37 protein-coding genes are annotated in these 21898 nt (G+C 44.2%); 3 read left to right on the plus strand and 34 right to left on the minus strand.

Features of this window, described 5'->3' with window-relative positions; genetic code table 11:
• Positions 1-8: 8 nt before the first annotated feature.
• The 9 genes from thiL to KS2013_RS09865 all read right to left on the minus strand — a co-directional run bounded on the left by thiL (position 9) and on the right by KS2013_RS09865 (position 7356).
• Positions 9-1004 carry a thiamine-phosphate kinase gene (gene thiL, locus KS2013_RS09825; protein ID WP_068993231.1) on the minus strand — a complete coding sequence of 332 codons (996 nt, stop codon included), beginning with the start codon at positions 1002-1004 and terminating at the stop codon, positions 9-11.
• A 9-nt stretch (positions 1005-1013) separates the two neighbouring features.
• Positions 1014-1442: a transcription antitermination factor NusB gene (nusB, locus tag KS2013_RS09830; RefSeq protein ID WP_068993233.1), complete on the minus strand. Its 429-nt coding sequence runs from the start codon at positions 1440-1442 to the stop codon at positions 1014-1016.
• Positions 1443-1461: 19 nt separating this feature from the next.
• Entirely contained in the window at positions 1462-1938 is a 477-nt protein-coding gene (ribH, locus tag KS2013_RS09835) for a 6,7-dimethyl-8-ribityllumazine synthase (protein ID WP_068993236.1), read from the minus strand.
• A 131-nt stretch (positions 1939-2069) separates the two neighbouring features.
• A complete protein-coding gene (ribBA, locus tag KS2013_RS09840; RefSeq protein WP_068993239.1) occupies positions 2070-3188 on the minus strand; it encodes a bifunctional 3,4-dihydroxy-2-butanone-4-phosphate synthase/GTP cyclohydrolase II in 1119 nt (372 codons plus the stop codon).
• A 12-nt stretch (positions 3189-3200) separates the two neighbouring features.
• Entirely contained in the window at positions 3201-3800 is a 600-nt protein-coding gene (locus tag KS2013_RS09845) for a riboflavin synthase (protein WP_068993242.1), read from the minus strand.
• Positions 3801-3804: 4 nt separating this feature from the next.
• Positions 3805-4905 carry a bifunctional diaminohydroxyphosphoribosylaminopyrimidine deaminase/5-amino-6-(5-phosphoribosylamino)uracil reductase RibD gene (ribD, locus tag KS2013_RS09850; RefSeq protein ID WP_068993246.1) on the minus strand — a complete coding sequence of 367 codons (1101 nt, stop codon included), beginning with the start codon at positions 4903-4905 and terminating at the stop codon, positions 3805-3807.
• Positions 4906-4919: 14 nt separating this feature from the next.
• Positions 4920-5375 carry a transcriptional regulator NrdR gene (gene nrdR / locus KS2013_RS09855; RefSeq protein ID WP_068993249.1) on the minus strand — a complete coding sequence of 152 codons (456 nt, stop codon included), beginning with the start codon at positions 5373-5375 and terminating at the stop codon, positions 4920-4922.
• A 24-nt stretch (positions 5376-5399) separates the two neighbouring features.
• Positions 5400-6650, minus strand: coding sequence for a serine hydroxymethyltransferase (gene glyA / locus KS2013_RS09860; RefSeq protein ID WP_068993252.1), 1251 nt, complete (start codon positions 6648-6650; stop codon positions 5400-5402).
• A gap of 124 nt (positions 6651-6774) precedes the next feature.
• Positions 6775-7356: a transglycosylase SLT domain-containing protein gene (locus tag KS2013_RS09865; RefSeq protein WP_068994531.1), complete on the minus strand. Its 582-nt coding sequence runs from the start codon at positions 7354-7356 to the stop codon at positions 6775-6777.
• 160 nt (positions 7357-7516) lie between these two features.
• Between KS2013_RS09865 and KS2013_RS09870 the strand changes: the two genes are divergently transcribed.
• A complete protein-coding gene (locus KS2013_RS09870) occupies positions 7517-8071 on the plus strand; it encodes a response regulator (protein WP_068993255.1) in 555 nt (184 codons plus the stop codon).
• A gap of 1 nt (position 8072) precedes the next feature.
• On the opposite strand, the gene KS2013_RS09875 is transcribed toward KS2013_RS09870, so the two are convergent.
• Positions 8073-9011: a cation diffusion facilitator family transporter gene (locus KS2013_RS09875; protein WP_068993257.1), complete on the minus strand. Its 939-nt coding sequence runs from the start codon at positions 9009-9011 to the stop codon at positions 8073-8075.
• A gap of 226 nt (positions 9012-9237) precedes the next feature.
• Here KS2013_RS09875 and KS2013_RS09880 point away from each other — a divergent pair, with 226 nt between their 5' ends.
• Both KS2013_RS09880 and KS2013_RS11910 read left to right on the plus strand, forming a co-directional pair.
• Complete coding sequence (locus tag KS2013_RS09880; RefSeq protein WP_068994533.1) at positions 9238-9879, plus strand: class I SAM-dependent methyltransferase; 642 nt, start codon at positions 9238-9240, stop codon at positions 9877-9879.
• A 79-nt stretch (positions 9880-9958) separates the two neighbouring features.
• Positions 9959-10096, plus strand: a complete 138-nt coding sequence (locus tag KS2013_RS11910; protein ID WP_083217832.1) for a DUF3149 domain-containing protein — start codon at positions 9959-9961, stop codon at positions 10094-10096.
• 49 nt (positions 10097-10145) lie between these two features.
• On the opposite strand, the gene rplQ is transcribed toward KS2013_RS11910, so the two are convergent.
• The 24 genes from rplQ to rplB form a co-directional block, all read right to left on the minus strand.
• Complete coding sequence (gene rplQ / locus KS2013_RS09885) at positions 10146-10550, minus strand: 50S ribosomal protein L17 (protein ID WP_068993261.1); 405 nt, start codon at positions 10548-10550, stop codon at positions 10146-10148.
• A gap of 189 nt (positions 10551-10739) precedes the next feature.
• Entirely contained in the window at positions 10740-11720 is a 981-nt protein-coding gene (locus tag KS2013_RS09890) for a DNA-directed RNA polymerase subunit alpha (RefSeq protein ID WP_068993263.1), read from the minus strand.
• 24 nt (positions 11721-11744) lie between these two features.
• The gene (rpsD, locus tag KS2013_RS09895) at positions 11745-12365 is read right to left on the minus strand and encodes a 30S ribosomal protein S4 (protein WP_068993266.1); all 621 of its coding nucleotides are present in this window, start codon (positions 12363-12365) and stop codon (positions 11745-11747) included.
• 18 nt (positions 12366-12383) lie between these two features.
• Positions 12384-12773, minus strand: coding sequence for a 30S ribosomal protein S11 (gene rpsK / locus KS2013_RS09900; RefSeq protein ID WP_068993269.1), 390 nt, complete (start codon positions 12771-12773; stop codon positions 12384-12386).
• A 14-nt stretch (positions 12774-12787) separates the two neighbouring features.
• On the minus strand, positions 12788-13144 hold the full coding sequence (gene rpsM / locus KS2013_RS09905) for a 30S ribosomal protein S13 (protein WP_068993272.1): 357 nt from the start codon (positions 13142-13144) through the stop codon (positions 12788-12790).
• 87 nt (positions 13145-13231) lie between these two features.
• Positions 13232-13345: a 50S ribosomal protein L36 gene (gene rpmJ, locus KS2013_RS11865; RefSeq protein ID WP_046561862.1), complete on the minus strand. Its 114-nt coding sequence runs from the start codon at positions 13343-13345 to the stop codon at positions 13232-13234.
• A 17-nt stretch (positions 13346-13362) separates the two neighbouring features.
• Complete coding sequence (secY, locus tag KS2013_RS09910; RefSeq protein ID WP_068993275.1) at positions 13363-14694, minus strand: preprotein translocase subunit SecY; 1332 nt, start codon at positions 14692-14694, stop codon at positions 13363-13365.
• Positions 14694-15131 (minus strand): 50S ribosomal protein L15, encoded by a 438-nt coding sequence (gene rplO / locus KS2013_RS09915; RefSeq protein ID WP_068993277.1) that lies wholly within the window; start codon positions 15129-15131, stop codon positions 14694-14696. The genes secY and rplO overlap by 1 nt, the downstream gene beginning before the upstream one ends.
• A gap of 4 nt (positions 15132-15135) precedes the next feature.
• Positions 15136-15318: a 50S ribosomal protein L30 gene (gene rpmD / locus KS2013_RS09920; RefSeq protein WP_068993280.1), complete on the minus strand. Its 183-nt coding sequence runs from the start codon at positions 15316-15318 to the stop codon at positions 15136-15138.
• A gap of 4 nt (positions 15319-15322) precedes the next feature.
• Positions 15323-15826: a 30S ribosomal protein S5 gene (rpsE, locus tag KS2013_RS09925; RefSeq protein WP_068993283.1), complete on the minus strand. Its 504-nt coding sequence runs from the start codon at positions 15824-15826 to the stop codon at positions 15323-15325.
• Between the two features lie 10 nt (positions 15827-15836).
• The gene (gene rplR, locus KS2013_RS11915) at positions 15837-16190 is read right to left on the minus strand and encodes a 50S ribosomal protein L18 (RefSeq protein WP_068993285.1); all 354 of its coding nucleotides are present in this window, start codon (positions 16188-16190) and stop codon (positions 15837-15839) included.
• A 12-nt stretch (positions 16191-16202) separates the two neighbouring features.
• Positions 16203-16733 carry a 50S ribosomal protein L6 gene (gene rplF, locus KS2013_RS11920; protein WP_068993287.1) on the minus strand — a complete coding sequence of 177 codons (531 nt, stop codon included), beginning with the start codon at positions 16731-16733 and terminating at the stop codon, positions 16203-16205.
• Between the two features lie 13 nt (positions 16734-16746).
• The gene (gene rpsH, locus KS2013_RS09940; RefSeq protein WP_068993289.1) at positions 16747-17139 is read right to left on the minus strand and encodes a 30S ribosomal protein S8; all 393 of its coding nucleotides are present in this window, start codon (positions 17137-17139) and stop codon (positions 16747-16749) included.
• 18 nt (positions 17140-17157) lie between these two features.
• The gene (rpsN, locus tag KS2013_RS09945) at positions 17158-17463 is read right to left on the minus strand and encodes a 30S ribosomal protein S14 (protein WP_068993291.1); all 306 of its coding nucleotides are present in this window, start codon (positions 17461-17463) and stop codon (positions 17158-17160) included.
• Positions 17464-17473: 10 nt separating this feature from the next.
• Positions 17474-18013, minus strand: coding sequence for a 50S ribosomal protein L5 (gene rplE / locus KS2013_RS11925; RefSeq protein ID WP_068993294.1), 540 nt, complete (start codon positions 18011-18013; stop codon positions 17474-17476).
• Between the two features lie 24 nt (positions 18014-18037).
• Complete coding sequence (rplX, locus tag KS2013_RS11930) at positions 18038-18355, minus strand: 50S ribosomal protein L24 (protein ID WP_068993296.1); 318 nt, start codon at positions 18353-18355, stop codon at positions 18038-18040.
• A 14-nt stretch (positions 18356-18369) separates the two neighbouring features.
• Positions 18370-18738 (minus strand): 50S ribosomal protein L14, encoded by a 369-nt coding sequence (gene rplN, locus KS2013_RS09960; protein WP_068993298.1) that lies wholly within the window; start codon positions 18736-18738, stop codon positions 18370-18372.
• A 110-nt stretch (positions 18739-18848) separates the two neighbouring features.
• Positions 18849-19106 (minus strand): 30S ribosomal protein S17, encoded by a 258-nt coding sequence (gene rpsQ, locus KS2013_RS09965; protein ID WP_068993300.1) that lies wholly within the window; start codon positions 19104-19106, stop codon positions 18849-18851.
• Positions 19106-19297 (minus strand): 50S ribosomal protein L29, encoded by a 192-nt coding sequence (gene rpmC / locus KS2013_RS09970; protein WP_046561875.1) that lies wholly within the window; start codon positions 19295-19297, stop codon positions 19106-19108. Before rpmC ends, rpsQ begins: the two co-directional genes overlap by 1 nt.
• Positions 19297-19704, minus strand: coding sequence for a 50S ribosomal protein L16 (gene rplP / locus KS2013_RS09975; protein ID WP_068993302.1), 408 nt, complete (start codon positions 19702-19704; stop codon positions 19297-19299). Before rplP ends, rpmC begins: the two co-directional genes overlap by 1 nt.
• Before the next feature lie 11 nt (positions 19705-19715).
• Positions 19716-20417, minus strand: coding sequence for a 30S ribosomal protein S3 (gene rpsC / locus KS2013_RS09980; protein ID WP_068993304.1), 702 nt, complete (start codon positions 20415-20417; stop codon positions 19716-19718).
• A 9-nt stretch (positions 20418-20426) separates the two neighbouring features.
• Positions 20427-20759: a 50S ribosomal protein L22 gene (rplV, locus tag KS2013_RS09985; RefSeq protein ID WP_068993306.1), complete on the minus strand. Its 333-nt coding sequence runs from the start codon at positions 20757-20759 to the stop codon at positions 20427-20429.
• A gap of 15 nt (positions 20760-20774) precedes the next feature.
• Positions 20775-21053, minus strand: a complete 279-nt coding sequence (gene rpsS, locus KS2013_RS09990) for a 30S ribosomal protein S19 (RefSeq protein WP_046561879.1) — start codon at positions 21051-21053, stop codon at positions 20775-20777.
• Positions 21054-21064: 11 nt separating this feature from the next.
• On the minus strand, positions 21065-21892 hold the full coding sequence (gene rplB / locus KS2013_RS09995) for a 50S ribosomal protein L2 (RefSeq protein ID WP_068993308.1): 828 nt from the start codon (positions 21890-21892) through the stop codon (positions 21065-21067).
• Between the last annotated feature and the right edge of the window lie 6 nt (positions 21893-21898).

The raw sequence follows: 21898 nt of genomic DNA on the forward strand, positions 1-21898 counted from the left end.
GCTATTTATTATTGATTAAAATGCTGCCAGCTGGCTCTCGTTGGCTGAAAGGCCTCTCCCTCCAATTGAACAATGAGGTCCCCTTCAGTCACTTTCCCTACACGGGTGGTATTTACCTTATATCTCTCCCCCAGATTTAATATCTTATTGCGGTGCTGGCTTTTTGCGGTAAAGCATAATTGATAGTCATCGCCACCATTCAACGCAAACTGACGAGCCTGCTCAATACCAACAACTTCTACCAGACTATCCGATAGCGGTAAAAATTCCACGTCCAGGTTCGCACCGCACTGACTTTGTTTCAAAATATGCCCAAGGTCAGCCATCAGTCCATCCGAGATATCAAGTCCACACTCAGCAAACTTCGCCAGTTTAGTTGCGAACTTTACCGGTGGCTTTGGGGTAGCCAGTGATTGCCATAAGTTATTTTCTGCTTCAGTTAATTCGTCTCTGCCCCCTAAAGCTTTCTCGGACAAATCAAGAGCAGCAGCTGCTTCACCCAAGTAACCTGTAACCCATATATCATCTCCAACCTGAGCTTTATCGCGCCTTAAAAGGCGAGACTGCTTCACGGTTCCATAGGCCGTGATATTGATCGTCAATGGTCCCTGTGTTGTATCACCGCCTACCAAAGGTATTTGAAACTTTTCAGAAGCGCTCTTCAATCCCTTGCTAAAATCAGACAACCAGCGTTCACTAACTTCTGGTAATGTGATTGATAAAGTAAATGCCAGTGGCTTAGCTCCCATTGCAGCGAGGTCACTGACATTTACCGCAAGCGCTTTGTAAGCTATGAGTTCGGGCTGAAGGTTAGAGAAAAAGTGAACGTCACTGACCAGTGTGTCAGTCGAAGTAACCAGCTGGAATTTATCCGGTATGTTAAAAATGGCACAGTCATCGCCAATACCTTTAACGACTGATGGCTGACCCTTTTTGTCAGCCGAGTTTGAGCTAAAATCATAATGAAAATTAAAATACTGCTCGATCAGATCAAACTCGGCCATAATAAAAGACTATTCGTGTGGACGAAGTTCTTTGCTTATCTTATCCAATACACCATTGATAAATTTATGACCATCGGTTGCCCCAAAGGTCTTCGCTAATTCAATACCCTCATTAATGACAACTCGACGTGGTATATCGATTCTATTTTTTAGCTCAAATGCAGAGAGGCGGATAATCGCTCTCTCTACTGGATCAATCTCTTCCATCTTTCGATCCACAGCAGGCGAAACGACCCCGTCAATATCATCAAGATCGGTTAAGACTCCGTGAAAAAGCTCCTGAAAGTAAACGGTATCTACTTTCTTGCTGTTCATGGTTGAAATATATTGCGCTTCAATTTCATTTAACGCATTACCCGTCATCTGCCACTGATAGATAGCTTGCATCGCATATTCACGAGCCTTTCGGCGTGCTGCAGGTTTAAAAGTATGTTCCATAATTACGCTCTTTCAGTTTTTAATTCGCCAAATTGCGGGTTAAGTTAATCATTTCGATTGCAGTTGCTGCTGCTTCACCACCCTTATTCATTTTATTAGGGTTGGCTCGTTCTTCAGCTTGCTCATCAGTATTGACGGTCAGGATACCAAAAATCACCGGTAAATTGTGCTTTATGGAAACATCCATCAAACCACGACTCGATTCCGCGCAAACATAGTCAAAGTGAGGCGTATCGCCTCTTATCACTACACCGATGGCAATCACTGCGTCATAGCCACCGTTCATTGCAACCTGCTGTGTCGCGTAAGGCAACTCATAAGCACCTGCAACATCAAAACGCTCTACGTTTTCAGCTGGTACTCCAAGTTCTGCAAGTTTTTGCTCCACACCATCAATCATCATGTTAATGATCGGCTGGTTAAAACGCGCATGAACAATAGCGATTTTACCGCCTTTATATTCCGTTTTTGAAAAATCTAATTTGAAGTCGCTCATTTGCAGCTCTTACACCCCTTATTGTTATAGGGAGTTTAAAGGATGAATAGTTAATGGAGAGAAGACAGGCTTCGCCACGATTACAGGGACATATTGTATTATAACCGTGGCTTAATCACTAATAATATGGTCTATTTTTCTGGGGTTATATGCTCTACAATTTCCAGGCCATACCCGCCCAATGCCGTATATTGAGCACCAGAGCTTAGCAGGCGCATCTTACGAACACCCAAGTTAACCAAAATCTGCGATCCAATCCCAACGGTCCGTTTCTTCTTGCGCTGCTGTTCCTGGGTAAGTGATTCACCATGGTCTTCACGTTCAAACTGACGAATCCGGTCCAGCATTTCATCTCCCGACTCTCTCTTACCGAGTAAGACTAAGACACCCTCACCTTCTTCAGAAATTCTTTCGATCGACTGACTTACGGTCCAGCTTTTGCTTTTACCACGCTGCGATTCTAGCAAGTCCGATAGACTGTCGCTTAGATGAACTCGAACCAGGGTAGAGACGTCGTTTGTGGGATTCCCTTTTACCAGAGCGAAGTGAATTTGCTCATCAATAGCATCTTTAAAAGTATGCAGACGGAAATCACCATGTTCAGTAGGCCAGTGGCACTCACTGATTTTTTCAACCATCTGCTCTTTTACAGTACGATACTCAATAAGATCCGCTATAGTACCCATCTTCAAGCCATGCTCCTGTGCAAAAACTTCAAGATCGGGACGACGAGCCATGGTGCCGTCTTCATTCAAAATCTCGACGATTACTGCCGATGGGTCAAATCCAGCCAGTCTTGCTAAATCACAGCTCGCTTCAGTATGACCAGCGCGGTTTAATACCCCACCCTCTTGCGCCATAATTGGGAAAATATGACCGGGTTGTACAATATCTTCAGGCTTGGCATCCGGCGCAACTGCAGCCTGGACAGTTCGAGCACGATCTGCAGCAGAAATACCCGTGGTCACTCCCGTAGCGGCCTCAATCGATACCGTAAAATTAGTGCTGAACTTAGCCCCATTATTGGCTGACATCAGAGGTAAGTTAATTTGCTCGCAGCGTTCACGCGTCATTGGCAAACAAATCAATCCGCGACCATATCGCGCCATAAAGTTGATATCTTCTGGACGTACCTGGCTGGCAGCCATGATTAAATCGCCTTCATTTTCACGGTCTTCATCATCCATCAGGATTACCATTTTACCCTGACGAATATCTTCAATAATTTCTTCTATAGTATTTAGCTTCATAACGTTGCCCTGCTAGGCTTTGTCTGCGTGCATTAAGCGCTCCAAGTAGCGCGCGATAAGGTCAATCTCTAGGTTTACCTGTGTCCCTACCTGATAACTATCAGCGATAGTTTCCTGCAGTGTATGGGGTACTAAATTAAGGCTGAAGCTATCATTTTCAAGGTTATTCACTGTCAAACTGGTGCCATCAACCGTAATCGAGCCTTTAATGGCGATATATTTGAGTACCTCAGAAGGAGCCTTAATTATATACTGAATCGATCGAGCCGCCTCCTCGATAGAAACCACCTCACCGATAGCATCAACATGACCACTGACCATATGACCACCAAAACGAGTGGTTGGTAGCATGGCTTTCTCAAAGTTCACGGGTTGTTGCGTATGATAATTTTTAAAACAGGTTACCTCTATAGTTTCCACAGAAACATCAGCAGCAAACCCCTTATCAAGCTTCTCAATCACAGTCAGGCAGACACCATTACAGGCAATACTGTCACCCAGCTCGACATCACTCAGTTCCAATTTTCCAGTATTGAAAACGTAACGGGCGTCGCCACCTTTTTGCTCAATTGTTTCAATAAAACCTGTCGCTTCTATAATTCCAGTAAACACAGCTTCAATCCACTCTGTAGGTTAATTTCAAATCCTGACCAACTTGTCGAACGTCCCTCAGTTCTAGATTCATTGCTTCACTCATTTTTACCAGTGGCAATTCTGCCATGGCTCTGGCATCACTACCCATTAATTTGGGCGCCATAAATACTACCAGCTCATCCACCAGACCTGAGCTCAGGAAGCCTCCTAATAGCTCACCCCCAGCTTCAACCAGAACATCATTAATTCCTTCCTTGCCAAGCTCTGTTAATAAAGCTTTCAGGTCAATTCTATCTTTTACTGTATTAACGTGCTTCTGCCTGACATTGCCAGGAAAGTCGTTTGTGGAGCGCCGAGAGTTTACTAACCAGCAGTCTCCATCAAGATTGAGTATTTTTGCCGTAGGATTAACTCGCTGACCGGAATCAATCACCACCCTCAATGGTTGCACAAAATGCTGATTCTGGAGGTAACGCGAATCACGAACATTCATAGCCGGGTTATCACTCAGCACGGTGCCAGAGCCAGTGAGGATAGCGCCAGCTTCTGCTCGAAGTGTTTGTACTTGCTTGCGCGCCTCAGGGCCTGTAATCCACTGACTTTCCCCACTGGCCATTGCAGTTCGCCCATCGAGACTCACTGCTGTCTTGGCCACAACACGAGGAAGTCCTGTTGTCATTCTTTTTATAAAACCGGAGTTGAGTGCTCGAGCCTCGCTTTCCATCAAGCCAGACTGCACCTCAATATTGGCTTTCTCTAATATGGAAACACCTCGCCCGGATACCTTAGGGTTGGGATCCAGCATAGAACAAATTACTTTTCGAACACCCGCTTGAACCAAAGCTTCTGCGCAAGGCGGGGTTTTCCCATGATGTGAACAGGGCTCTAAGGTAACGTAAGCAGTTGCGCCTTCCACTTCATGGTTCTGCTGATGGGCATCAAAGATTGCATTAATTTCGGCGTGAGGTAGGCCGGCCTTTTCATGCCAGCCCTGACCTATAACGATATTGTCTTTAACCAAAAGACAACCGACGCGAGGGTTGGTTCGCGTAGTGAACCAGCCACGTCTAGCAAGTTGAATAGCTCGCGCCATATAACGCGAATCATCTGCATTAAAATTCATATAAATCGAGCGGTTTATTTATCGCTCTGTAGCTTATCGATTTCCTCACGGAACGCCTGAACATCCTGAAAACGGCGATAAACAGAAGCGAAGCGAACATAAGCAACATCGTCTAATGCACGCAACGCTTTCATCACTTCTTCTCCTACAACTTTAGCAGAGACTTCGCGCTCTCCTAAAGCTCGTAAGTTGGACAGTATCTTGTTAATAGCGGCTTCCAGATCTTCAACACTTACGGGCCGCTTCTCAACGGCTTTTGCTAAGCCAGTGCGAAGCTTAAGTTCATCGAATGGTTCCCTCGTTCCATCCGACTTTATGATCTTTGGCATCACCAGCTCAGCACTTTCAAAAGTGGTGTATCGTTCACCACAGGATAAGCACTCTCGACGACGCCTGACCTGACTACCATCAGCAACAAGTCGAGAGTCAATCACTTTAGTGTCGGGGTGAGCGCAAAATGGGCAATGCATAGCCGCTAATCCTTAGTCCTTCAGTTATTTATAAACAGGAAAACGTTTCGTAAGTTCTAACACTTTTGTTTTAACGTCGTTTATTACCTGCTCATTATTAATGTCATCAAGAATATCACAAATCCAGCCGGCTAGCTCCGTAACTTCCGCTTCTTTAAAACCTCGAGTGGTCACCGCAGGTGTGCCCAGACGAAGGCCACTGGTCACGAAAGGTGAGCGAGGCTCATTCGGAACTGTGTTTTTGTTGACCGTAATATTCGCTTTGCCAAGTGCTTCTTCAGCATCTTTACCTGTGATGTCTTTGCTGATTAGATTGACAAGGAATAAATGATTATCCGTACCGCCAGAGACGATATCTACACCGCGCTCAACAAACACTTTCGTCATCGCCTGAGCGTTCGCTTTTACTTGCTTTTGCATCACCTTGAATTCATCGCTCAATGCTTCCTTAAAGGCGACAGCCTTAGCAGCGATTACGTGCATCAACGGACCGCCCTGTCCTCCGGGGAATACAGCAGAATTTAACTTCTTCTCAAGCTCTGGGTTTGATTTAGCTAAAATCACACCGCCGCGAGGGCCAGCCAGTGTTTTATGAGTAGTTGACGTCACAACGTCAGCATAGGGGATTGGGTTTGGGTATTCGCCAGCAGCGATTAAACCGGCTACGTGGGCCATATCCACAAATAAATAAGCACCAATCTTATCAGCGATTTCACGGAATTTAGACCAGTCAACCACACGTGAATAGGCAGAGAATCCGGCAATAATCATTTTTGGTTTGTTTTCTAAGGCTAGGCGCTCAACTTCTTCGTAGTCAATGTAACCGTTCTCGTCGACGCCATACTCAATCGAATTGTAGATTTTGCCAGAAAAACTCACTTTAGAACCATGAGTCAGGTGACCGCCATCAGACAGGCTCATGCCTAGAATAGTATCGCCGGGATTAACCAAAGCCATATACACTGCTGCATTAGCCTGGGAACCTGAGTGAGGCTGAACATTGGCATAATCTGCGCCAAATAACTGCTTCACTCGCTCAATGGCCAACTTCTCAGCCACATCTACATACTCACAACCACCGTAATAACGTCTATCTGGATAGCCTTCAGCATATTTGTTCGTTAAGACAGAACCTTGTGCTTCCATCACACGCTTACTGGTATAGTTTTCCGAAGCGATAAGCTCAATGTGCTCTTCCTGACGTTTTTCTTCCGCATCAATAGAAGCTACTAACTCAGGATCGAAATCTCTTAGTGACGTGGTGTTACCCAACATACCTGAATTCCCCTAATGTTCATTAAAAAATTGCCGTCATTTTAACCTATCCAATAGGGAAATGCGCCATAAATAACCGCTTAATTGGTACTTTCTCCAGAGATATAGAGTCCCTATTGATAAGTTAAAACCAACCTCTAAGACTATCGTCCAGTTCTGCACGGCAGCGCTTATATTGACGGGCATAATCCAAAGAGCGTACCTTTACTTTATCCGATACTTTTAATAGCCAAGCCTTACCGCGGTATGTACCACGCTTATACCCCCCCCAGCCCTCATGATATGCCAGGTATTGCTTTTTAGCGTCCCATTTAGACACCCCTAGCTTTTTATGGGTATTGTAGGTATACCAACCAATGAAATGTATTGCATCATCAAATTCATCTCGCTTAGCATTCCAGTTGCCAGTCGATTTGACGTAGGTTTCCCAGGTACTCTCTAGTGCCTGAGCATAGCCGTAGGCATCAGATGGACGTCCAACTGGAATAAAGCCAAGAAACCATTCCATCTCGGGCCGAATGGTACGGTTAAATTTTGACTCTTGATGCATGATCGCCAGTTGAACATGTATCGGCGTCCCCCACTCTTCTTGAGATTCTAACGCCGCTTCGTACCAGTCTTCTTCAGATAATATATTACACAAATCACTGACATTACTTGGCTTATAAGTAGCGCATGAACTGAGGATGCTGCCCAGCGTCAGCATAATTAACACTTTTTTAAGCAAAAACCTATCCTTTCACGTTTTATAACGATATTTTATGTATAAATAAATTTATCACGCTCAAATCAATGCTAAAATGCCGAAAAATATAGCAATCTCATTGATTTGGACCATAATTAGTTAAAACCGGGCAACTGATTTTATGAGCACGATCTTATTAGTCGACGATGACAGCAACATCTTAGCAAATACAGCCAAAAAATTGGAAGATGCTGGCTACAAATATGACTATGTTAACGACTATAAGACTGCCCTGAACTTTCTTCGGCTATCTCGCCCAACAATTCAAATCGTTGTCGTCACCCTGAATAATTCTCTGGGTTACCCTGTGATGCGTAAGCTACACTCATTAATGGCTGACCGAGCGACGATTATTGTTTACTCCAATAATAAAGACCGTAGTATTGCCAACTGGGTGAAGAAGCATAATATCCCTTATTTTTTCGAGCATCACCAGCAGGAAGAGCAACTGTTTAATCACATCAAGCGTTCGCTTTATCGCCAAGGGCAGTTTTTTTCTCATCAGCAACTTTCAATGCTTGCTACGATCCTGGCTAAATATACCAATGACGCCGAAAGCCTGGTAAAACAGACTGCCCCACATTCAAAAAGTTTACAGGAACTACAGCACAAACTCGCCCGAAAACTTGATGGCATTGATAATCAGCGTCGTTTTTTATCTGAAGTTCAGAAATAGATCAGTTACTAGCCTCATCTGCGCACGCAACCTGTGTAGTATCCTCAAGACAAGCATTTCGTTCAATCTGTATCGTCGCATGGGCCAGTCCATGCCGGTTTCGTAGCAGCCCCAACATTTGATCAATCATCTTATCGTTGTCGTACCTTTCACCAATCATTGCGTGGAAAGTCATAAGCGGCTCCTGCTCACTAATGCTCCAAAGGTGCATATGATGAATATCAACCACACCCTCGAGTTCCATTAAGTTTCTTTTAATTTCCTGTGTATCAAATTCTTGCGGCTTGCCCTCCAGTAATATGTGAGAAGAATCCTTTATTACGTGGTAAGCACTACGTAAGATGAGAATAGAAACAAAAATGGATAATAGTGGGTCCACCCAAAGTAGCTGCCATTGCCAGATAATGAGAGCGGCAATAATTGCACCTACAGAGCCTAACAGATCACCCAGCACGTGAAGCATGGCACTGCGAATATTAATGTTAGACTGACTTGAGCTATGAAGAACTTTGAATACAATTAGATTAACCACTAAGCCTAGTATCGCTACCGTTAACATGGTTCCACTTTTTATCGGGTTAGGCTCATAGAAGCGCTCGATACTCTCCCAAACAATCCAACCAGTCAAAGCCAGTAAGAACATGCCGTTTGTATAGGCTGCCAATACCTGCAAACGCCCGTAACCAAAGGTGCGTTTATTATCGGCCGGTTTTGCGCTTAAGGTCATGGCATAGAATGCCAACAGCAAAGCTGCTGTATCAGTCAACATGTGCCCCGCATCAGCAAGTAACGCCAATGAGCCGGAGATTAGTCCCCCAATGACCTCAACCACCATAAAGCCACCGGTTAGGCAAACGGCCCAGAGCATCTGTAAACGGTTTGCTACAGGGTGAGCTTGCTGTTCTACATCATTTCTATGGGAATGCCCATGTGAGTGCATAGTCTCTCCTAATGCTAGTGTAACTTAACTATAACAACCTGAAGGTCTTATTGAAAAGAAACAGTATTAGACGTAAGACTACTGCAACATACTGACATGACACAACATTTATATCGAAAGCCTTGAAGGCATTAAACGCTTGATAGCGAAGCGGAATACATAAGTCACGCTTAACAAATGCTCAAACAAGTTCTAAACTGAAACAAAGTTAATTAAAAATATGCTTATGCCACTTTTACAGGAGTTACCAGAGAACAATATATTTCAGGCTTACGGTATTTTACTACTGAAAAATAATCACAGGTTTGTGCGCAAACTGAAGAAATACTACACTCCTTCTATTCATGGGCACAAAACATGGAACAGTAGCTTCCTACTAATGGACTACTTTCTACATAATGAAACTTTGGGCCATCGAAAGACAATTATGGAGCTCGGGTGTGGCTGGGGACCTGCCAGTATCTTTTGTGCACAGCATGCAGATGCAAAAGTTACAGGTGTTGACCGCGATGATGAAGTGTTCCCTTACCTCGAGGTTCAAGCTGCCTTAAATGAGGTAGAGATTAAAACCAAACAAGCTAGCTTTGAAAAAATAACGAAAAAGCAGTTCTCAGAGTTCGATATATTGATAGGCGCTGACATCTGCTTTTGGGATAAATTAACTAAGATTCACTACAATCTGATTAATCGCGCATTCAAAGCTGGGGTTAAGGAGATTATTATCGCCGACCCTGGGCGAGAGCCGTTTTATGAATTAGCAGAAAAATGTCTGGATAAGTACAAAGACTGCGATCTCCTAGACTGGTATGCAACCGAACCCGAACACTTTGAGGGTGAGATACTGGTAATTAGAAATCCAGATTACTGATAATTCCCTTGATCTGGATCAGGGCCTTATTCTACCCATAAATTAAGCTGAAGACTGTCAAATTAATAGGAGTCAGCCTATGAAGTTATTCAGCGAACTTTTCTCAAGCCCTTTTGGTATTTTCAGTGCAATAGTAATCATTGCAATACTTGTGATGGCAGTTTTCTTTATCTATCTTTTTGTAAGCAAGTCTGCACAGAAGCCCGGTGAAAAATAAAAAAGCCAGCTAACAGCTGGCTTTTTTATTCATCGGTAAAAGAAATGAATTAGGCTTCAGTTTCTTCTACTTCCAAATCGTCTTCCTCTTCAACGATAGGACGATCTACTAATTCAACGTATGCCATTGGAGCATTATCGCCTGGACGATTTCCACATTTCAAAATGCGTAGGTAGCCACCCGGACGATCTTGGTAACGAACACCAAGTTCACTGAATAGTTTTGCTACTGCTGCATTGTCACGAATACGTGCAAAAGCTAGACGACGGTTAGAAACAGTATCATTCTTCGCTAAAGTAATTAACGGCTCAGCAACGCGACGTAGTTCTTTTGCTTTAGGCAAAGTAGTACGAATAAGCTCATGCTCGATTAATGACGCAGTCATGTTACGGAACATTGCTTTACGGTGTGAGCTGTTACGGTTTAATTTACGACCTGATTTTTGATGACGCATATTGAGTTCCTCACTCTATTTAATCACAGCCTGCTATAGTACTGCGAACACTTACTAAGTAGGGCTTGCACCCTACAATTTTGAAATAATCATCAAATAATAATTACTTCGATTAAAAAACTGGATACTCACTAATTACAAAGTAACAGAAGTATCCAGCTGAACTTTAGCTAGCCTTATAAGCTTAGGTTATTCACCCAAAATGCTTGATGGCGGCCAGTTTTCAAGACGCATACCTAAAGACAAACCACGTGAAGCAAGAACGTCTTTGATTTCGGTCAATGACTTCTTACCAAGGTTTGGAGTTTTGAGTAACTCAACTTCGGTACGCTGAACCAAGTCACCAATATAATGGATATTCTCAGTTTTCAGACAGTTTGCAGAACGTACTGTCAGTTCCAGATCATCAACCGGACGCAATAGAATCGGATCGATTTCTGGTTCTTCTTTCTCAGGCTCAGCTTGCTTCTCATCTTTAAGATCAACAAACGCTGCCAATTGCTGCTGAAGAATGGTCGCACTACGGCGGATTGCTTCTTCAGGGTCAATAGTACCGTTTGTTTCAAGATCAAGAACCAGCTTGTCTAAGTTAGTACGCTGCTCAACACGCGCAGATTCTACGGTGTAAGATACTTTCTTCATTGGGCTGAAAGAAGAGTCCACCTGTAAAACACCAATAGGCTTATCTTCACCTTCTGGTTGTTTACGTGTGTTTGATGCTTCATAACCGCGACCAAGTTTAACCTTGATACGCATGGTTAAAGCGCCACCTTTATTCAAAGTGGCGATGTAGTGATCTTTGTTCACTACTTCTGCACCAGAAACTTCTTCAATGTCAGCAGCAGACACGACGCCTTCACCTTTCTTTTGTAAAGTCAGAGTAACCTCTTCTTTATCTTCAAGGCGAACTGCCAATCCTTTTAAGTTCAAAAGGATATCGATCACGTCTTCCTGAACACCCTCAATAGCTGAGTATTCGTGAAGTACGCCGTCGATTTCTACTTCTGTCACTGCAGCACCAGGCATAGACGATAGCAAGATGCGACGCAGTGAGTTACCCAAAGTGTGTCCAAATCCACGCTCAAAAGGCTCTAATATAACTCGGGCTTTAGTGCCTTCGTCTGATTCGACCTTAATTTGACGCGGAGTCAGAAATTCAGTTGCTGACATATTATCCCTCTCAAGGATTAAAAATTACTTAGAGTAAAGCTCTACAATTAGGTTTTCGTTGATGCTAGCGTCCAATTCTGTACGCTCTGGAAGACGCTTAAAAGTACCTTCCATTTTCTTTGCATCGACTTCAATCCACTCAGGCTTATCGCGTTGAGCTGCAAGCTCAAGAGCTGCAGTGATACGTGCCTGCTTCTGTGATTTTTCACGAACAGAGATCACGTCATCAGCTTTAACTGAGTAAGAAGGAATATTTACCGCTTGGCCGTTAACCAAAATTGCTTTGTGGCTAACTAGCTGACGAGCTTCGCCACGTGTAGAAGCGTAACCCATACGATAAACTACGTTGTCTAAACGCGATTCAAGTAATTGTAACAAGTTTGAGCCAGTCGCACCTTTGATACGATCAGCTTCTTTGTAGTAATTACGGAATTGGCGTTCAAGTACACCGTAGATACGACGAACTTTTTGCTTTTCACGAAGCTGTAGACCGTAGTCAGAAAGACGGCTACGACGAGCGCCATGCTGACCTGGAACAACTTCAATTTTACATTTGGTCTCAATTGCGCGTACGCCTGATTTGTGTCCAAGATCGACACCTTCACGACGCGACAATTTAAGTTTAGGACCTAGATATCTAGCCATTATAAACTCCCGTTATTGTTACACACGACGCTTTTTAGGCGGGCGACAACCATTGTGTGGAATCGGTGTCACATCAGTAATGTTGGTGACTTTAAAGCCAGCAGCGTTAAGTGCGCGAACCGCTGATTCACGACCTGGTCCAGGACCCTTAACGAATACTTCAACATTTTTCATACCCATCTCTTTTACTGTTTGGGCAGCGCGGTCAGCAGCTACCTGTGCAGCAAAAGGAGTGGACTTTCGTGAACCACGGAAGCCAGAGCCACCAGAAGTTGCCCATGCAAGAGCATTTCCTTGGCGGTCTGTGATCGTAATGATGGTGTTGTTAAACGACGCATGGATATGCGCCATACCATCAACTACGGTCTTTTTAACTTTTTTCTTTGCAGTACGAGGTGATTTAGCCATTGTATTCCACCAAACTATTTCTTAATCGGTTTGCGAGGACCTTTACGGGTACGAGCATTTGTCTTCGTACGTTGACCGCGCAGAGGCAGGTTACGACGATGACGAATTCCTCGGAAACAACCCAAGTCCATCAAACGTTTAATATTCATGTTGATTTCGCGACGCAAATCACCTTCGACAGTAAATTTGCTCACCTCGTTACGTAGATTCTCAATTTGGTCTTCGCTCAAATCTTTGATCTTTGCAGTAGGTTCAACCCCTGCATCAGCACAGATTTTCTGTGCACGAGGACGACCGATACCATAGATAGCGGTCAGTGCGACATCAGCATGCTTATGTACCGGAATGTTAATACCAGCTATACGAGCCATTTAACAATTTCTCCTAAATTAAATAAGCAGGCGTGAAAGGGCGGCTATTTTAGCCATCCCACGCCTAAAAATCAAACAATTATCGAATTAACCTTGACGCTGTTTATGGCGAGGGTCAACACAGATAACGCGAACACTGCCGTGACGACGAATCACTTTGCAGTTACGGCACATTTTCTTAACAGAAGCACGAACTTTCATTTGTTACTCCAACATGCTTAGCGACGTACACGACCCGACGGGCCATGCTTTTTAAGATTTGCTTTTTTCAATACCGAGTCATATTGCTGCGACATCATATGCGCTTGTACTTGAGCCATGAAGTCCATAGCAACAACTACAATAATCAATAGTGACGTACCACCGAAGTAGAACGGATATTCAAATAGCAAAATCAGAAACTCTGGTAACAAACATACTGCAGTCATGTAAAGGGCACCCCAGAACGTCAATCGGGTTGTGACCTTATCTAAATAACTAGCCGTTTGTTGACCAGGACGAATACCTGGAATAAAGGCGCCTGATTTTTTCAGGTTATCAGCTGTATCACGTGGGTTTTGCGTCAATGCTGTATAAAAGAAAGCAAAGAATATAATACCCGAGGCGTACAACATCATGTAGACCGGATTACCAGGTTGTAGATTCTGCGCCAAAGTACTTAACCAACTGACTTCTCCAGCGTTACCGAACCAAGATAACAAAGTACCTGGGAACAATACGATACTGGATGCAAAAATAGCAGGGATTACACCCGCCATATTAAGCTTCATTGGTAGGAAGCTACTTTGTGCTGCAAAAACCTTATTACCTTGTTGGCGTTTTGCGTAGTTGATCGTGATACGACGTTGAGCCGTTTCAAACCACACTATGAAGTAAATCACAGCAAGTGCAAAGACAGCGAACACCAGGATACCCAGAACGTCACGCTGACCATCATAAGCTTGTGAAAATACTTGCTTGATAGCCTGTGGGAAACCAGCAACGATACCCACCAAGATAATAATAGAGATACCGTTACCGATACCTCTTTCCGTAATTTGTTCACCCAACCACATCAGGAACATAGTGCCCGTTACCAATGTAGCTATCGCAACAAAATAGAACGAAAAGTCAGGATTCTCAACCAACCCAGGAACCATGCTCGGTAGCTGAGTCGCCATACCGAAGGCTTGAACTGTAGCCAGGCCAACCGTTAGATAGCGAGTATACTGGTTGATTTTACGGCGTCCACTTTCGCCTTCCTTCTTGATCTCTTTCAAACGAGGATCGACATAACTCAGGATCTGCATGATAATCGACGCCGAAATATACGGCATGATACCTAGTGCTAAAACTGAGGCACGTTCCATCGCACCGCCTGAAAAGACATTGAATAAAGAGAAAATAGTATCTGAATTCAATATCTGTTGTAGTGCTTCGGCGTTTACACCCGGAACAGGTACAAAAGAACCTAGACGGAAGACTACAATAGCAATGAGCACAAACAACAGACGTTGTTTGAGCTCATTCAAACCACCGCTTTTTGCTAATTGCTGTGGTGATAATGCCATTATGATTCAACCTTACCGCCAGCTGCTTCGATAGCTTTCTGTGCACCTTTAGTCACACGAACACCACCAGAAACAGTTACTGGACGTTCAATTTCACCAGACAAGATCACTTTTGCGTTTTCAATGCTGTTGCCGATAATGCCAGCTTTTTTCAAGCTCAACATATCTACAACATCACCGTCTACTTTTGAAAGTTCGTTTAAACGAATTTCAGCAGTAACCAAAGCCTTACGCGACTTAAAGCCAAACTTTGGTAAACGTTGTTTCAAAGGCATCTGACCACCTTCGAAACCAATCTTATTGAAACCGCCTGAACGTGACTTCTGACCTTTATGACCGCGACCTGCAGTTTTACCGTCAGTAGAACCGATGCCTCGGCCAACACGTTTACGATCTTTTTTACTACCAGGAGCTGGCATCAATGTATTTAAACGCATGATATTACTCCTCAACACTAACCATGTAGTAAACTTTGTTTACCATACCGCGAGTTGAAGGAGTATCTTCAACCTCTACCGTATGACCGATGCGACGCAAACCTAGACCGCGCAAACAAGCCTTGTGAGCTTCCAAGCGGCTAATGCTAGAACGCGTCTGCGTTACTTTCATCATTTTCTTTGCCATCGTCTTAGTCCAAAATCTCTTCTACTGATTTACCACGCTTGGCAGCCATTGATTCTGGCGAAGTCATTTGGGTCAAACCATTAATCGTTGCACGAACGATATTAATTGGGTTTGTAGAACCAACACTCTTTGCCAAGACGTTTTGGATACCTAGCACCTCAAAAACAGCACGCATCGCACCACCAGCAATGATACCGGTACCTTCTGATGCTGGCTGCATGTAAACTTTTGATGCGCCATGACGGGCATTAATTGGATGTTGTAAAGTGTGACCGTCTTTCAACTCAACCTGGATCATGTTACGACGAGCTTGCTCCATAGCTTTTTGAATTGCTACAGGCACCTCTTTCGATTTACCACGACCGAAGCCCACTTTACCCTTACCGTCGCCGACAACAGTTAAAGCTGTGAAACCGAAAATACGACCACCCTTAACTACTTTAGCAACGCGGTTTACGTTGACTAACTTTTCAACTAAACCTTCTTGGTTATTCATATCTTTTGCCATGCTTCACACCTTAGAACTGTAAGCCTTTTTCACGAGCGGCGTCAGCTAATGCTGCCACACGTCCGTGATATTTGAATCCACTGCGGTCGAAAGCTACTTGCTTTACACCCGCTTCGATAGCGCGCTCAGCAACCAAAGTACCTACCTGCTTAGCAGCGTCGAGGTTACCTGTATACTTAACGTCACCACGAACGGCCTTTTCCACAGTCGAAGCACTTGCGATTATATTACCGTTCTCACCGCTGATTACTTGAGCGTAAATGTGGCGAGGGGTTCTATTCACAACTAGGCGCGTTACACCTAGCTCATGCATTTTTGCGCGACTTTTAGACGCACGACGCAAACGTTGAATTTTCTTTTTCATGACCCTGCCCTACTATTTCTTCTTGGCTTCTTTGCGAACAATGTATTCGTCTTCATAACGGACACCTTTACCTTTATAAGGTTCAGGTGGACGGTAACCACGAATGTTTGCCGCAACTTGACCGACGATTTGCTTGCTCGGACCCTTAACGATTAGATCCGTTTGCGAAGGAGCTTCGATAGTAACGCCTTCTGGGATCTCAAATTCGATTGGGTGAGAAAAGCCCAGGGTTAGGTTCAATTTCTTACCTTGAACCTGTGCACGATAACCAACACCGATAAGTTTTAGTTTCTTTTCAAAACCTTCAGTAACACCAGTTACCATGTTGTTGACCAATGCACGGTATGTACCCGCCATTGCCCAGTTTTTAGCATCGTCTTTAGGCGCGAAGTTTACTTCGCCGTCTTCAACTTTAACTTCTACATCGTTATGTAGTTGTTCTTCAAGCTGACCTTTAGAACCTTTAACACTGATCACGCCATCTTTGATGTTGATTTCAACACCTGAAGGGATAGATACAGTGGCTTTTGCTACACGTGACATCTTTACTCTCCCCTTACGCTACAGTGCAGATGATCTCACCGCCGTGTCCTGCTTTACGCGCAGCACGGTCAGTCATCACACCTTGAGACGTTGAAACGACAGCAATACCAAGACCGCCGATAACTTTTGGAAGTTCATCAACTTTCTTGTATATACGTAGGCCTGGACGGCTTACACGCTTCAATTCGTCAATTACAGGACGACCTTGGTAGTATCTCAACTCAACAGTCATAGTTGGGATAGCACCTTCTTCTACGCTGTAACCATTGATGAAACCTTCGTTTACCAATACTTCAGCGATCGCTTTTTTAATTTTTGACGCAGGTATTTCGACAGTCTTCTTCGCAGCAGTCTGGCCGTTACGAATACGAGTCAACATATCTGCTATAGGATCTTGCATACTCATGTGTGATTCTCCAACAGCTTACCAGCTAGCTTTTACCAGACCAGGAACGTCACCTTTCATTGCATGCTGACGTAATTTGTTACGACACATACCGAACTTACGAAGGTAACCGTGTGGACGACCAGTTACGCGACAACGGTTACGTTGACGAACTGGATTCGCGTTACGTGGAAGCTTTTGCAGTTTCACCTGAGCTTCCCAAACGTCTTCTTCTGAAGAGTTAGGGTTCTTGATGATTGCTTTTAGCTCTGCGCGTTTTGCAGCGTACTTTTCTACAGTCTTTGCACGCTTCAATTCACGCTCGATCATTGATTTTTTAGCCATAGCGTGCCTCTTATGATTTCAATGGGAAGTTAAACGCGTCTAATAGTGCGCGACCTTCCTCATTGCTGTTTGCCGTAGTGGTGATTGTAATGTCCATACCACGAACCTTATCGACCTTGTCATAATCAATTTCTGGGAAAATGATTTGCTCTTTGATACCTACTGAGTAGTTACCACGGCCGTCAAAAGATTTAGGGTTCAAACCACGGAAGTCACGAATACGTGGAACCGCGATTGAGATAAATCTTTCTAAGAATTCCCACATACGCTCGCCACGAAGAGTCACTTTACAGCCAATTGGGTAGCCATCACGAATTTTAAAGCCCGCAACTGATTTGCGTGCTTTAGTGATGATAGGCTTTTGGCCTGAGATAGCAGTCATATCACTTACTGCGTGCTCAAGGATCTTCTTGTCCGCAAGAGCTTCACCCAGACCCATGTTCAATGTGATCTTGGTAATGCGTGGGACTTGCATAACTGATTTGTACTCAAACTTCTCTTGAAGCTGCTGTACAACAGTATCTTTGTAAAAGTTGTGCAGTTTCGCCATCATTTATTACCTAAATGTTAACAGTTAAATCGCTTCGCCAGTTTTCTTGAAGAAGCGTGTTTTCTTACCGTCTTCAACCTTAAAGCCAACACGATCAGCTTTACCTGTTGAAGGGTTGTAAATAGCTACATTAGAAGCTTCAAACGCAGCCTCTTTCTCGACAATTCCACCTTCGTTGATAGAACCATCTGGATTTTGGCTTGGCTTTGTGTGCTTCTTGATGATATTGACGCCACTCACAATCACGCGACCATCAGCAAGAACGCGGTCAACATTACCACGTTTGCCTTTGTCTTTTCCCGCGATTACGATGACTTCGTCGCCGCTTTTAATCTTTTGCATGATTCTCGTCTCTCTTAAAGTACTTCTGGTGCCAAAGACACGATCTTCATGAACTTGTCACCACGTAGTTCACGTGTAACAGGCCCAAAGATACGAGTACCAATCGGCTGTAGGTTGTTATTCAAAATAACAGCTGCGTTACCGTCAAACTTGATCAGAGATCCGTCTGGACGACGAACACCTTTACGAGTACGAACTACAACTGCGTTTAGAACGTCACCTTTTTTAACCTTACCGCGTGGGATCGCTTCTTTTACGCTCACTTTGATGATGTCACCAATGTTAGCGTAACGACGATGCGAACCACCCAGTACCTTAATACACATTACACGACGAGCACCTGAATTATCGGCTACGTCTAGTACTGATTGCATCTGGATCATGGTTTTCTCCGCTTAATCCCGCGCTAAAAGGCGCAGGAGTATACCATTAAATTACTAAAAATCCTAACCCCGAGGCGAAATTAATCACTTCAGGGTTAACTATGGTTCAATTAGCTAGCGCTCTCAACTATCTCAACCAGCTTAAAAGACTTGGTTTTTGATAGTGGACGACACTCAGCAATTCTCACCACATCACCCAATTTGCACTCGTTAGCTTCGTCATGAGCGTGAACTTTTGTCGAACGCTTAATGAACTTACCGTATAAAGGGTGTTTCACATAACGCTCAACTAGTACAGTGATGGATTTATCCATTTTGTCGCTGACGACTTTGCCCTGTAATGTGCGTTGAATTGTTTCAGTGCTCATTATGAACCTGCCTTTTGGTTGATAATGGTTTTAACACGGGCGATGTCGCGACGTACTTCACGCAACTTGTGTGTTTCAGTCACTTGGCCCGTAGCCTTTTCCATACGTAACTTGAATTGATCTTGCAAAAGCTCATTCAAAGTTACGTTGAGCTCTTCAACGCTCTTATCTTTCAATTCTGTCGCTTTCATTAGATCACCGTCCGCTTAACAAAGGTTGTTTTGAAAGGAAGCTTAGCCGCTGCTAGCGTAAACGCTTCTCGTGCTAGCTCTTCAGAAACACCTTCCACTTCATATAACATGCGACCTGGCTGAATCTGAGCAACCCAATATTCAACACTACCTTTACCTTTACCCATACGAACTTCTAAAGGCTTTTTAGTGATTGGCTTGTCAGGGAATACACGAATGTACACTTTACCAGCACGCTTCATGTGACGAGTCATAGCACGACGAGCCGCCTCAATTTGGCGAGCAGTCATACGACCACGACCCACAGCTTTCAAACCGTATTCACCAAAGCTAACGTTATGAGCTTTCGAACCACGGTTACGTAATTTATGCTGCTTACGATATTTCGTTCTTTTTGGCAATAACATAATACTTACCCCTATTTTTTCGCTTTAGGAGCAGGTTTTCTGCGGCGAGGTTTCTTCTCTTCTTTAGGCTCTTCAATTTCTTGACCCGGAAGAACTTCACCTTTGAAAATCCATACTTTAATGCCGATGATACCGTAAGTAGTATTCGCTTCAGATGTAGCATAATCGATGTTCGCACGAAGCGTATGCAAAGGTACACGACCTTCACGGTACCACTCAGTACGAGCAATCTCAGCACCACCTAAACGACCACTTACTTCAATCTTGATACCTTCTGCACCAAGACGCATCGCGTTTTGAACGGCACGCTTCATTGCACGACGGAACATCACACGACGCTCCAGCTGCTGTGCAACGTTATCAGCGACCAACTGACCATCAAGCTCTGGCTTACGCACTTGCTCAACAGACACCTGAGCTGTAACACCAGCCATGTTGGCAATCTTGCCACGCAATTTTTCGATATCTTCACCTTTCTTACCGATAACGATACCAGGACGCGCTGTGTGAATAGTCACACGGATCGCTTTCGCTGGACGCTCGATTTCTACGCGAGATACTGAAGCGTGTTTCAATTCTTTTAACAACCAGTTACGGATGTTGATATCACTTTCCAAGTTATCCGCAAAATCGCCGCGCTCAGCATACCAAGTTGCAGTATGCTTTTTTACGATACCTAAGCGGATACCGGTAGGATGAACTTTTTGACCCATTACCTTCTCCTAGTTATCCGATACTTTAACGGTGACGTGGCTATTACGCTTTAAGATGCGGTCGCCACGACCTTTCGCGCGCGGACGCATACGCTTTGCTGTCGCCGCTTCATCAACGAAGATAGTTGAAACTTTCAACTCGTCGATATCAGCACCTTCATTATGCTCAGCATTTGCAATCGCAGACTCAAGAACTTTCTTGATAATACGAGCCGCTTTCTTTGGGCTGAATTCAAGAGTGTTCAACGCTTTTTCTACTGGTAAGCCACGAATTTGATCGGCGACAAGACGCATCTTCTGTGCCGAGATGGTGGCATTACGCAATTTAGCTGCTACTTCCATCTTTCACTCCTCGCCTTATCGTTTCTTGGCTTTCTTATCAACATCGTGACCATGATAGGTACGAGTTAATACAAACTCACCTAACTTGTGGCCAACCATGTCTTCAGAAACAAAGACAGGTACGTGTTGACGACCATTGTGAACGGCAATCGTCAGACCAACCATTTCTGGAAAAACGGTTGAACGACGAGACCATGTTTTAATTGGTTTCTTAGAACCAGAGGCCGCAGCTTCTTCAACCTTCTTTAATAAGTGAAGGTCAATGAATGGGCCTTTCTTTAACGAACGTGCCACTGTGCTATCCTCTATCGTTTATTACGGCGACGGACAATTAGCTTGTCTGTGCGCTTGTTGCTACGAGTTTTCTTACCTTTAGTAGGCGTACCCCATGGAGACACAGGATGACGACCACCAGAGGTACGTCCTTCACCACCACCATGTGGGTGGTCAACTGGGTTCATAGCGACACCACGAACCGTTGGGCGAACACCACGCCAACGTTTGGCACCAGCTTTACCCAAACTACGTAGCATGTGCTCTGAATTACCTACCTGACCAATAGTAGCGCGACCTTCAGACAACACTTTACGTGTTTCACCTGAACGCAGACGCAAGGTCACATAGCTGCCTTCACGTGCAACGATCTGAGCATAAGCACCAGCACTACGAGCCATTTGCGCACCCTTGCCTGGCTTAAGTTCAATGTTATGAACTGTTGTACCAACAGGGATGTTACGCATTGGTAACGCGTTACCGACACGAATCGGAGCACGCTCACCAGAAACGATAGTATCACCAGCTTTTATGTTACGAGGAGCAATGATGTAACGACGCTCACCGTCTGCATAGCAGATTAGTGCGATGTGTGCACTACGGTTTGGATCGTACTCAAGGCGCTCAACCTTACCAGCGATATTATCTTTGTTACGCTTAAAGTCGATAACACGGTAATGTTGCTTATGACCACCACCGATGTGACGAGTCGTGATACGACCGTCATTGTTACGACCACCTGATTTTGATTTCTTCTCTAATAAAGCCGCATGAGGTTTACCCTTATGCAGGTCAGAATTCACCACTTTAACGACAAAGCGGCGTCCTGGAGAAGTTGGTTTAGCTTTTTCAATTGCCATTACTAA

It is taken from the genome of Kangiella sediminilitoris, assembly GCF_001708405.1.
In the GTDB taxonomy this organism is placed as follows: Bacteria; Pseudomonadota; Gammaproteobacteria; order Enterobacterales; family Kangiellaceae; genus Kangiella; species Kangiella sediminilitoris.

Bases quoted from the DNA above. Each gene is read 5' to 3' on its own strand.
- thiL (WP_068993231.1), bottom strand. From the start codon at position 1,004: ATGGCCGAGTTTGATCTGATCGAGCAGTATTTTAATTTTCATTATGAT.
- nusB (WP_068993233.1), bottom strand. From the start codon at position 1,442: ATGGAACATACTTTTAAACCTGCAGCACGCCGAAAGGCTCGTGAATAT.
- ribH (WP_068993236.1), bottom strand. From the start codon at position 1,938: ATGAGCGACTTCAAATTAGATTTTTCAAAAACGGAATATAAAGGCGGT.
- ribBA (WP_068993239.1), bottom strand. From the start codon at position 3,188: ATGAAGCTAAATACTATAGAAGAAATTATTGAAGATATTCGTCAGGGT.
- ribD (WP_068993246.1), bottom strand. From the start codon at position 4,905: ATGAATTTTAATGCAGATGATTCGCGTTATATGGCGCGAGCTATTCAA.
- nrdR (WP_068993249.1), bottom strand. From the start codon at position 5,375: ATGCATTGCCCATTTTGCGCTCACCCCGACACTAAAGTGATTGACTCT.
- glyA (WP_068993252.1), bottom strand. From the start codon at position 6,650: ATGTTGGGTAACACCACGTCACTAAGAGATTTCGATCCTGAGTTAGTA.
- KS2013_RS09865 (WP_068994531.1), bottom strand. From the start codon at position 7,356: ATGCTGACGCTGGGCAGCATCCTCAGTTCATGCGCTACTTATAAGCCA.
- KS2013_RS09870 (WP_068993255.1), top strand. From the start codon at position 7,517: ATGAGCACGATCTTATTAGTCGACGATGACAGCAACATCTTAGCAAAT.
- KS2013_RS09875 (WP_068993257.1), bottom strand. From the start codon at position 9,011: ATGCACTCACATGGGCATTCCCATAGAAATGATGTAGAACAGCAAGCT.
- KS2013_RS09880 (WP_068994533.1), top strand. From the start codon at position 9,238: ATGCCACTTTTACAGGAGTTACCAGAGAACAATATATTTCAGGCTTAC.
- KS2013_RS11910 (WP_083217832.1), top strand. From the start codon at position 9,959: ATGAAGTTATTCAGCGAACTTTTCTCAAGCCCTTTTGGTATTTTCAGT.
- rplQ (WP_068993261.1), bottom strand. From the start codon at position 10,550: ATGCGTCATCAAAAATCAGGTCGTAAATTAAACCGTAACAGCTCACAC.
- KS2013_RS09890 (WP_068993263.1), bottom strand. From the start codon at position 11,720: ATGTCAGCAACTGAATTTCTGACTCCGCGTCAAATTAAGGTCGAATCA.
- rpsD (WP_068993266.1), bottom strand. From the start codon at position 12,365: ATGGCTAGATATCTAGGTCCTAAACTTAAATTGTCGCGTCGTGAAGGT.
- rpsK (WP_068993269.1), bottom strand. From the start codon at position 12,773: ATGGCTAAATCACCTCGTACTGCAAAGAAAAAAGTTAAAAAGACCGTA.
- rpsM (WP_068993272.1), bottom strand. From the start codon at position 13,144: ATGGCTCGTATAGCTGGTATTAACATTCCGGTACATAAGCATGCTGAT.
- rpmJ (WP_046561862.1), bottom strand. From the start codon at position 13,345: ATGAAAGTTCGTGCTTCTGTTAAGAAAATGTGCCGTAACTGCAAAGTG.
- secY (WP_068993275.1), bottom strand. From the start codon at position 14,694: ATGGCATTATCACCACAGCAATTAGCAAAAAGCGGTGGTTTGAATGAG.
- rplO (WP_068993277.1), bottom strand. From the start codon at position 15,131: ATGCGTTTAAATACATTGATGCCAGCTCCTGGTAGTAAAAAAGATCGT.
- rpmD (WP_068993280.1), bottom strand. From the start codon at position 15,318: ATGGCAAAGAAAATGATGAAAGTAACGCAGACGCGTTCTAGCATTAGC.
- rpsE (WP_068993283.1), bottom strand. From the start codon at position 15,826: ATGGCAAAAGATATGAATAACCAAGAAGGTTTAGTTGAAAAGTTAGTC.
- rplR (WP_068993285.1), bottom strand. From the start codon at position 16,190: ATGAAAAAGAAAATTCAACGTTTGCGTCGTGCGTCTAAAAGTCGCGCA.
- rplF (WP_068993287.1), bottom strand. From the start codon at position 16,733: ATGTCACGTGTAGCAAAAGCCACTGTATCTATCCCTTCAGGTGTTGAA.
- rpsH (WP_068993289.1), bottom strand. From the start codon at position 17,139: ATGAGTATGCAAGATCCTATAGCAGATATGTTGACTCGTATTCGTAAC.
- rpsN (WP_068993291.1), bottom strand. From the start codon at position 17,463: ATGGCTAAAAAATCAATGATCGAGCGTGAATTGAAGCGTGCAAAGACT.
- rplE (WP_068993294.1), bottom strand. From the start codon at position 18,013: ATGGCGAAACTGCACAACTTTTACAAAGATACTGTTGTACAGCAGCTT.
- rplX (WP_068993296.1), bottom strand. From the start codon at position 18,355: ATGCAAAAGATTAAAAGCGGCGACGAAGTCATCGTAATCGCGGGAAAA.
- rplN (WP_068993298.1), bottom strand. From the start codon at position 18,738: ATGATCCAGATGCAATCAGTACTAGACGTAGCCGATAATTCAGGTGCT.
- rpsQ (WP_068993300.1), bottom strand. From the start codon at position 19,106: ATGAGCACTGAAACAATTCAACGCACATTACAGGGCAAAGTCGTCAGC.
- rpmC (WP_046561875.1), bottom strand. From the start codon at position 19,297: ATGAAAGCGACAGAATTGAAAGATAAGAGCGTTGAAGAGCTCAACGTA.
- rplP (WP_068993302.1), bottom strand. From the start codon at position 19,704: ATGTTATTGCCAAAAAGAACGAAATATCGTAAGCAGCATAAATTACGT.
- rpsC (WP_068993304.1), bottom strand. From the start codon at position 20,417: ATGGGTCAAAAAGTTCATCCTACCGGTATCCGCTTAGGTATCGTAAAA.
- rplV (WP_068993306.1), bottom strand. From the start codon at position 20,759: ATGGAAGTAGCAGCTAAATTGCGTAATGCCACCATCTCGGCACAGAAG.
- rplB (WP_068993308.1), bottom strand. From the start codon at position 21,892: ATGGCAATTGAAAAAGCTAAACCAACTTCTCCAGGACGCCGCTTTGTC.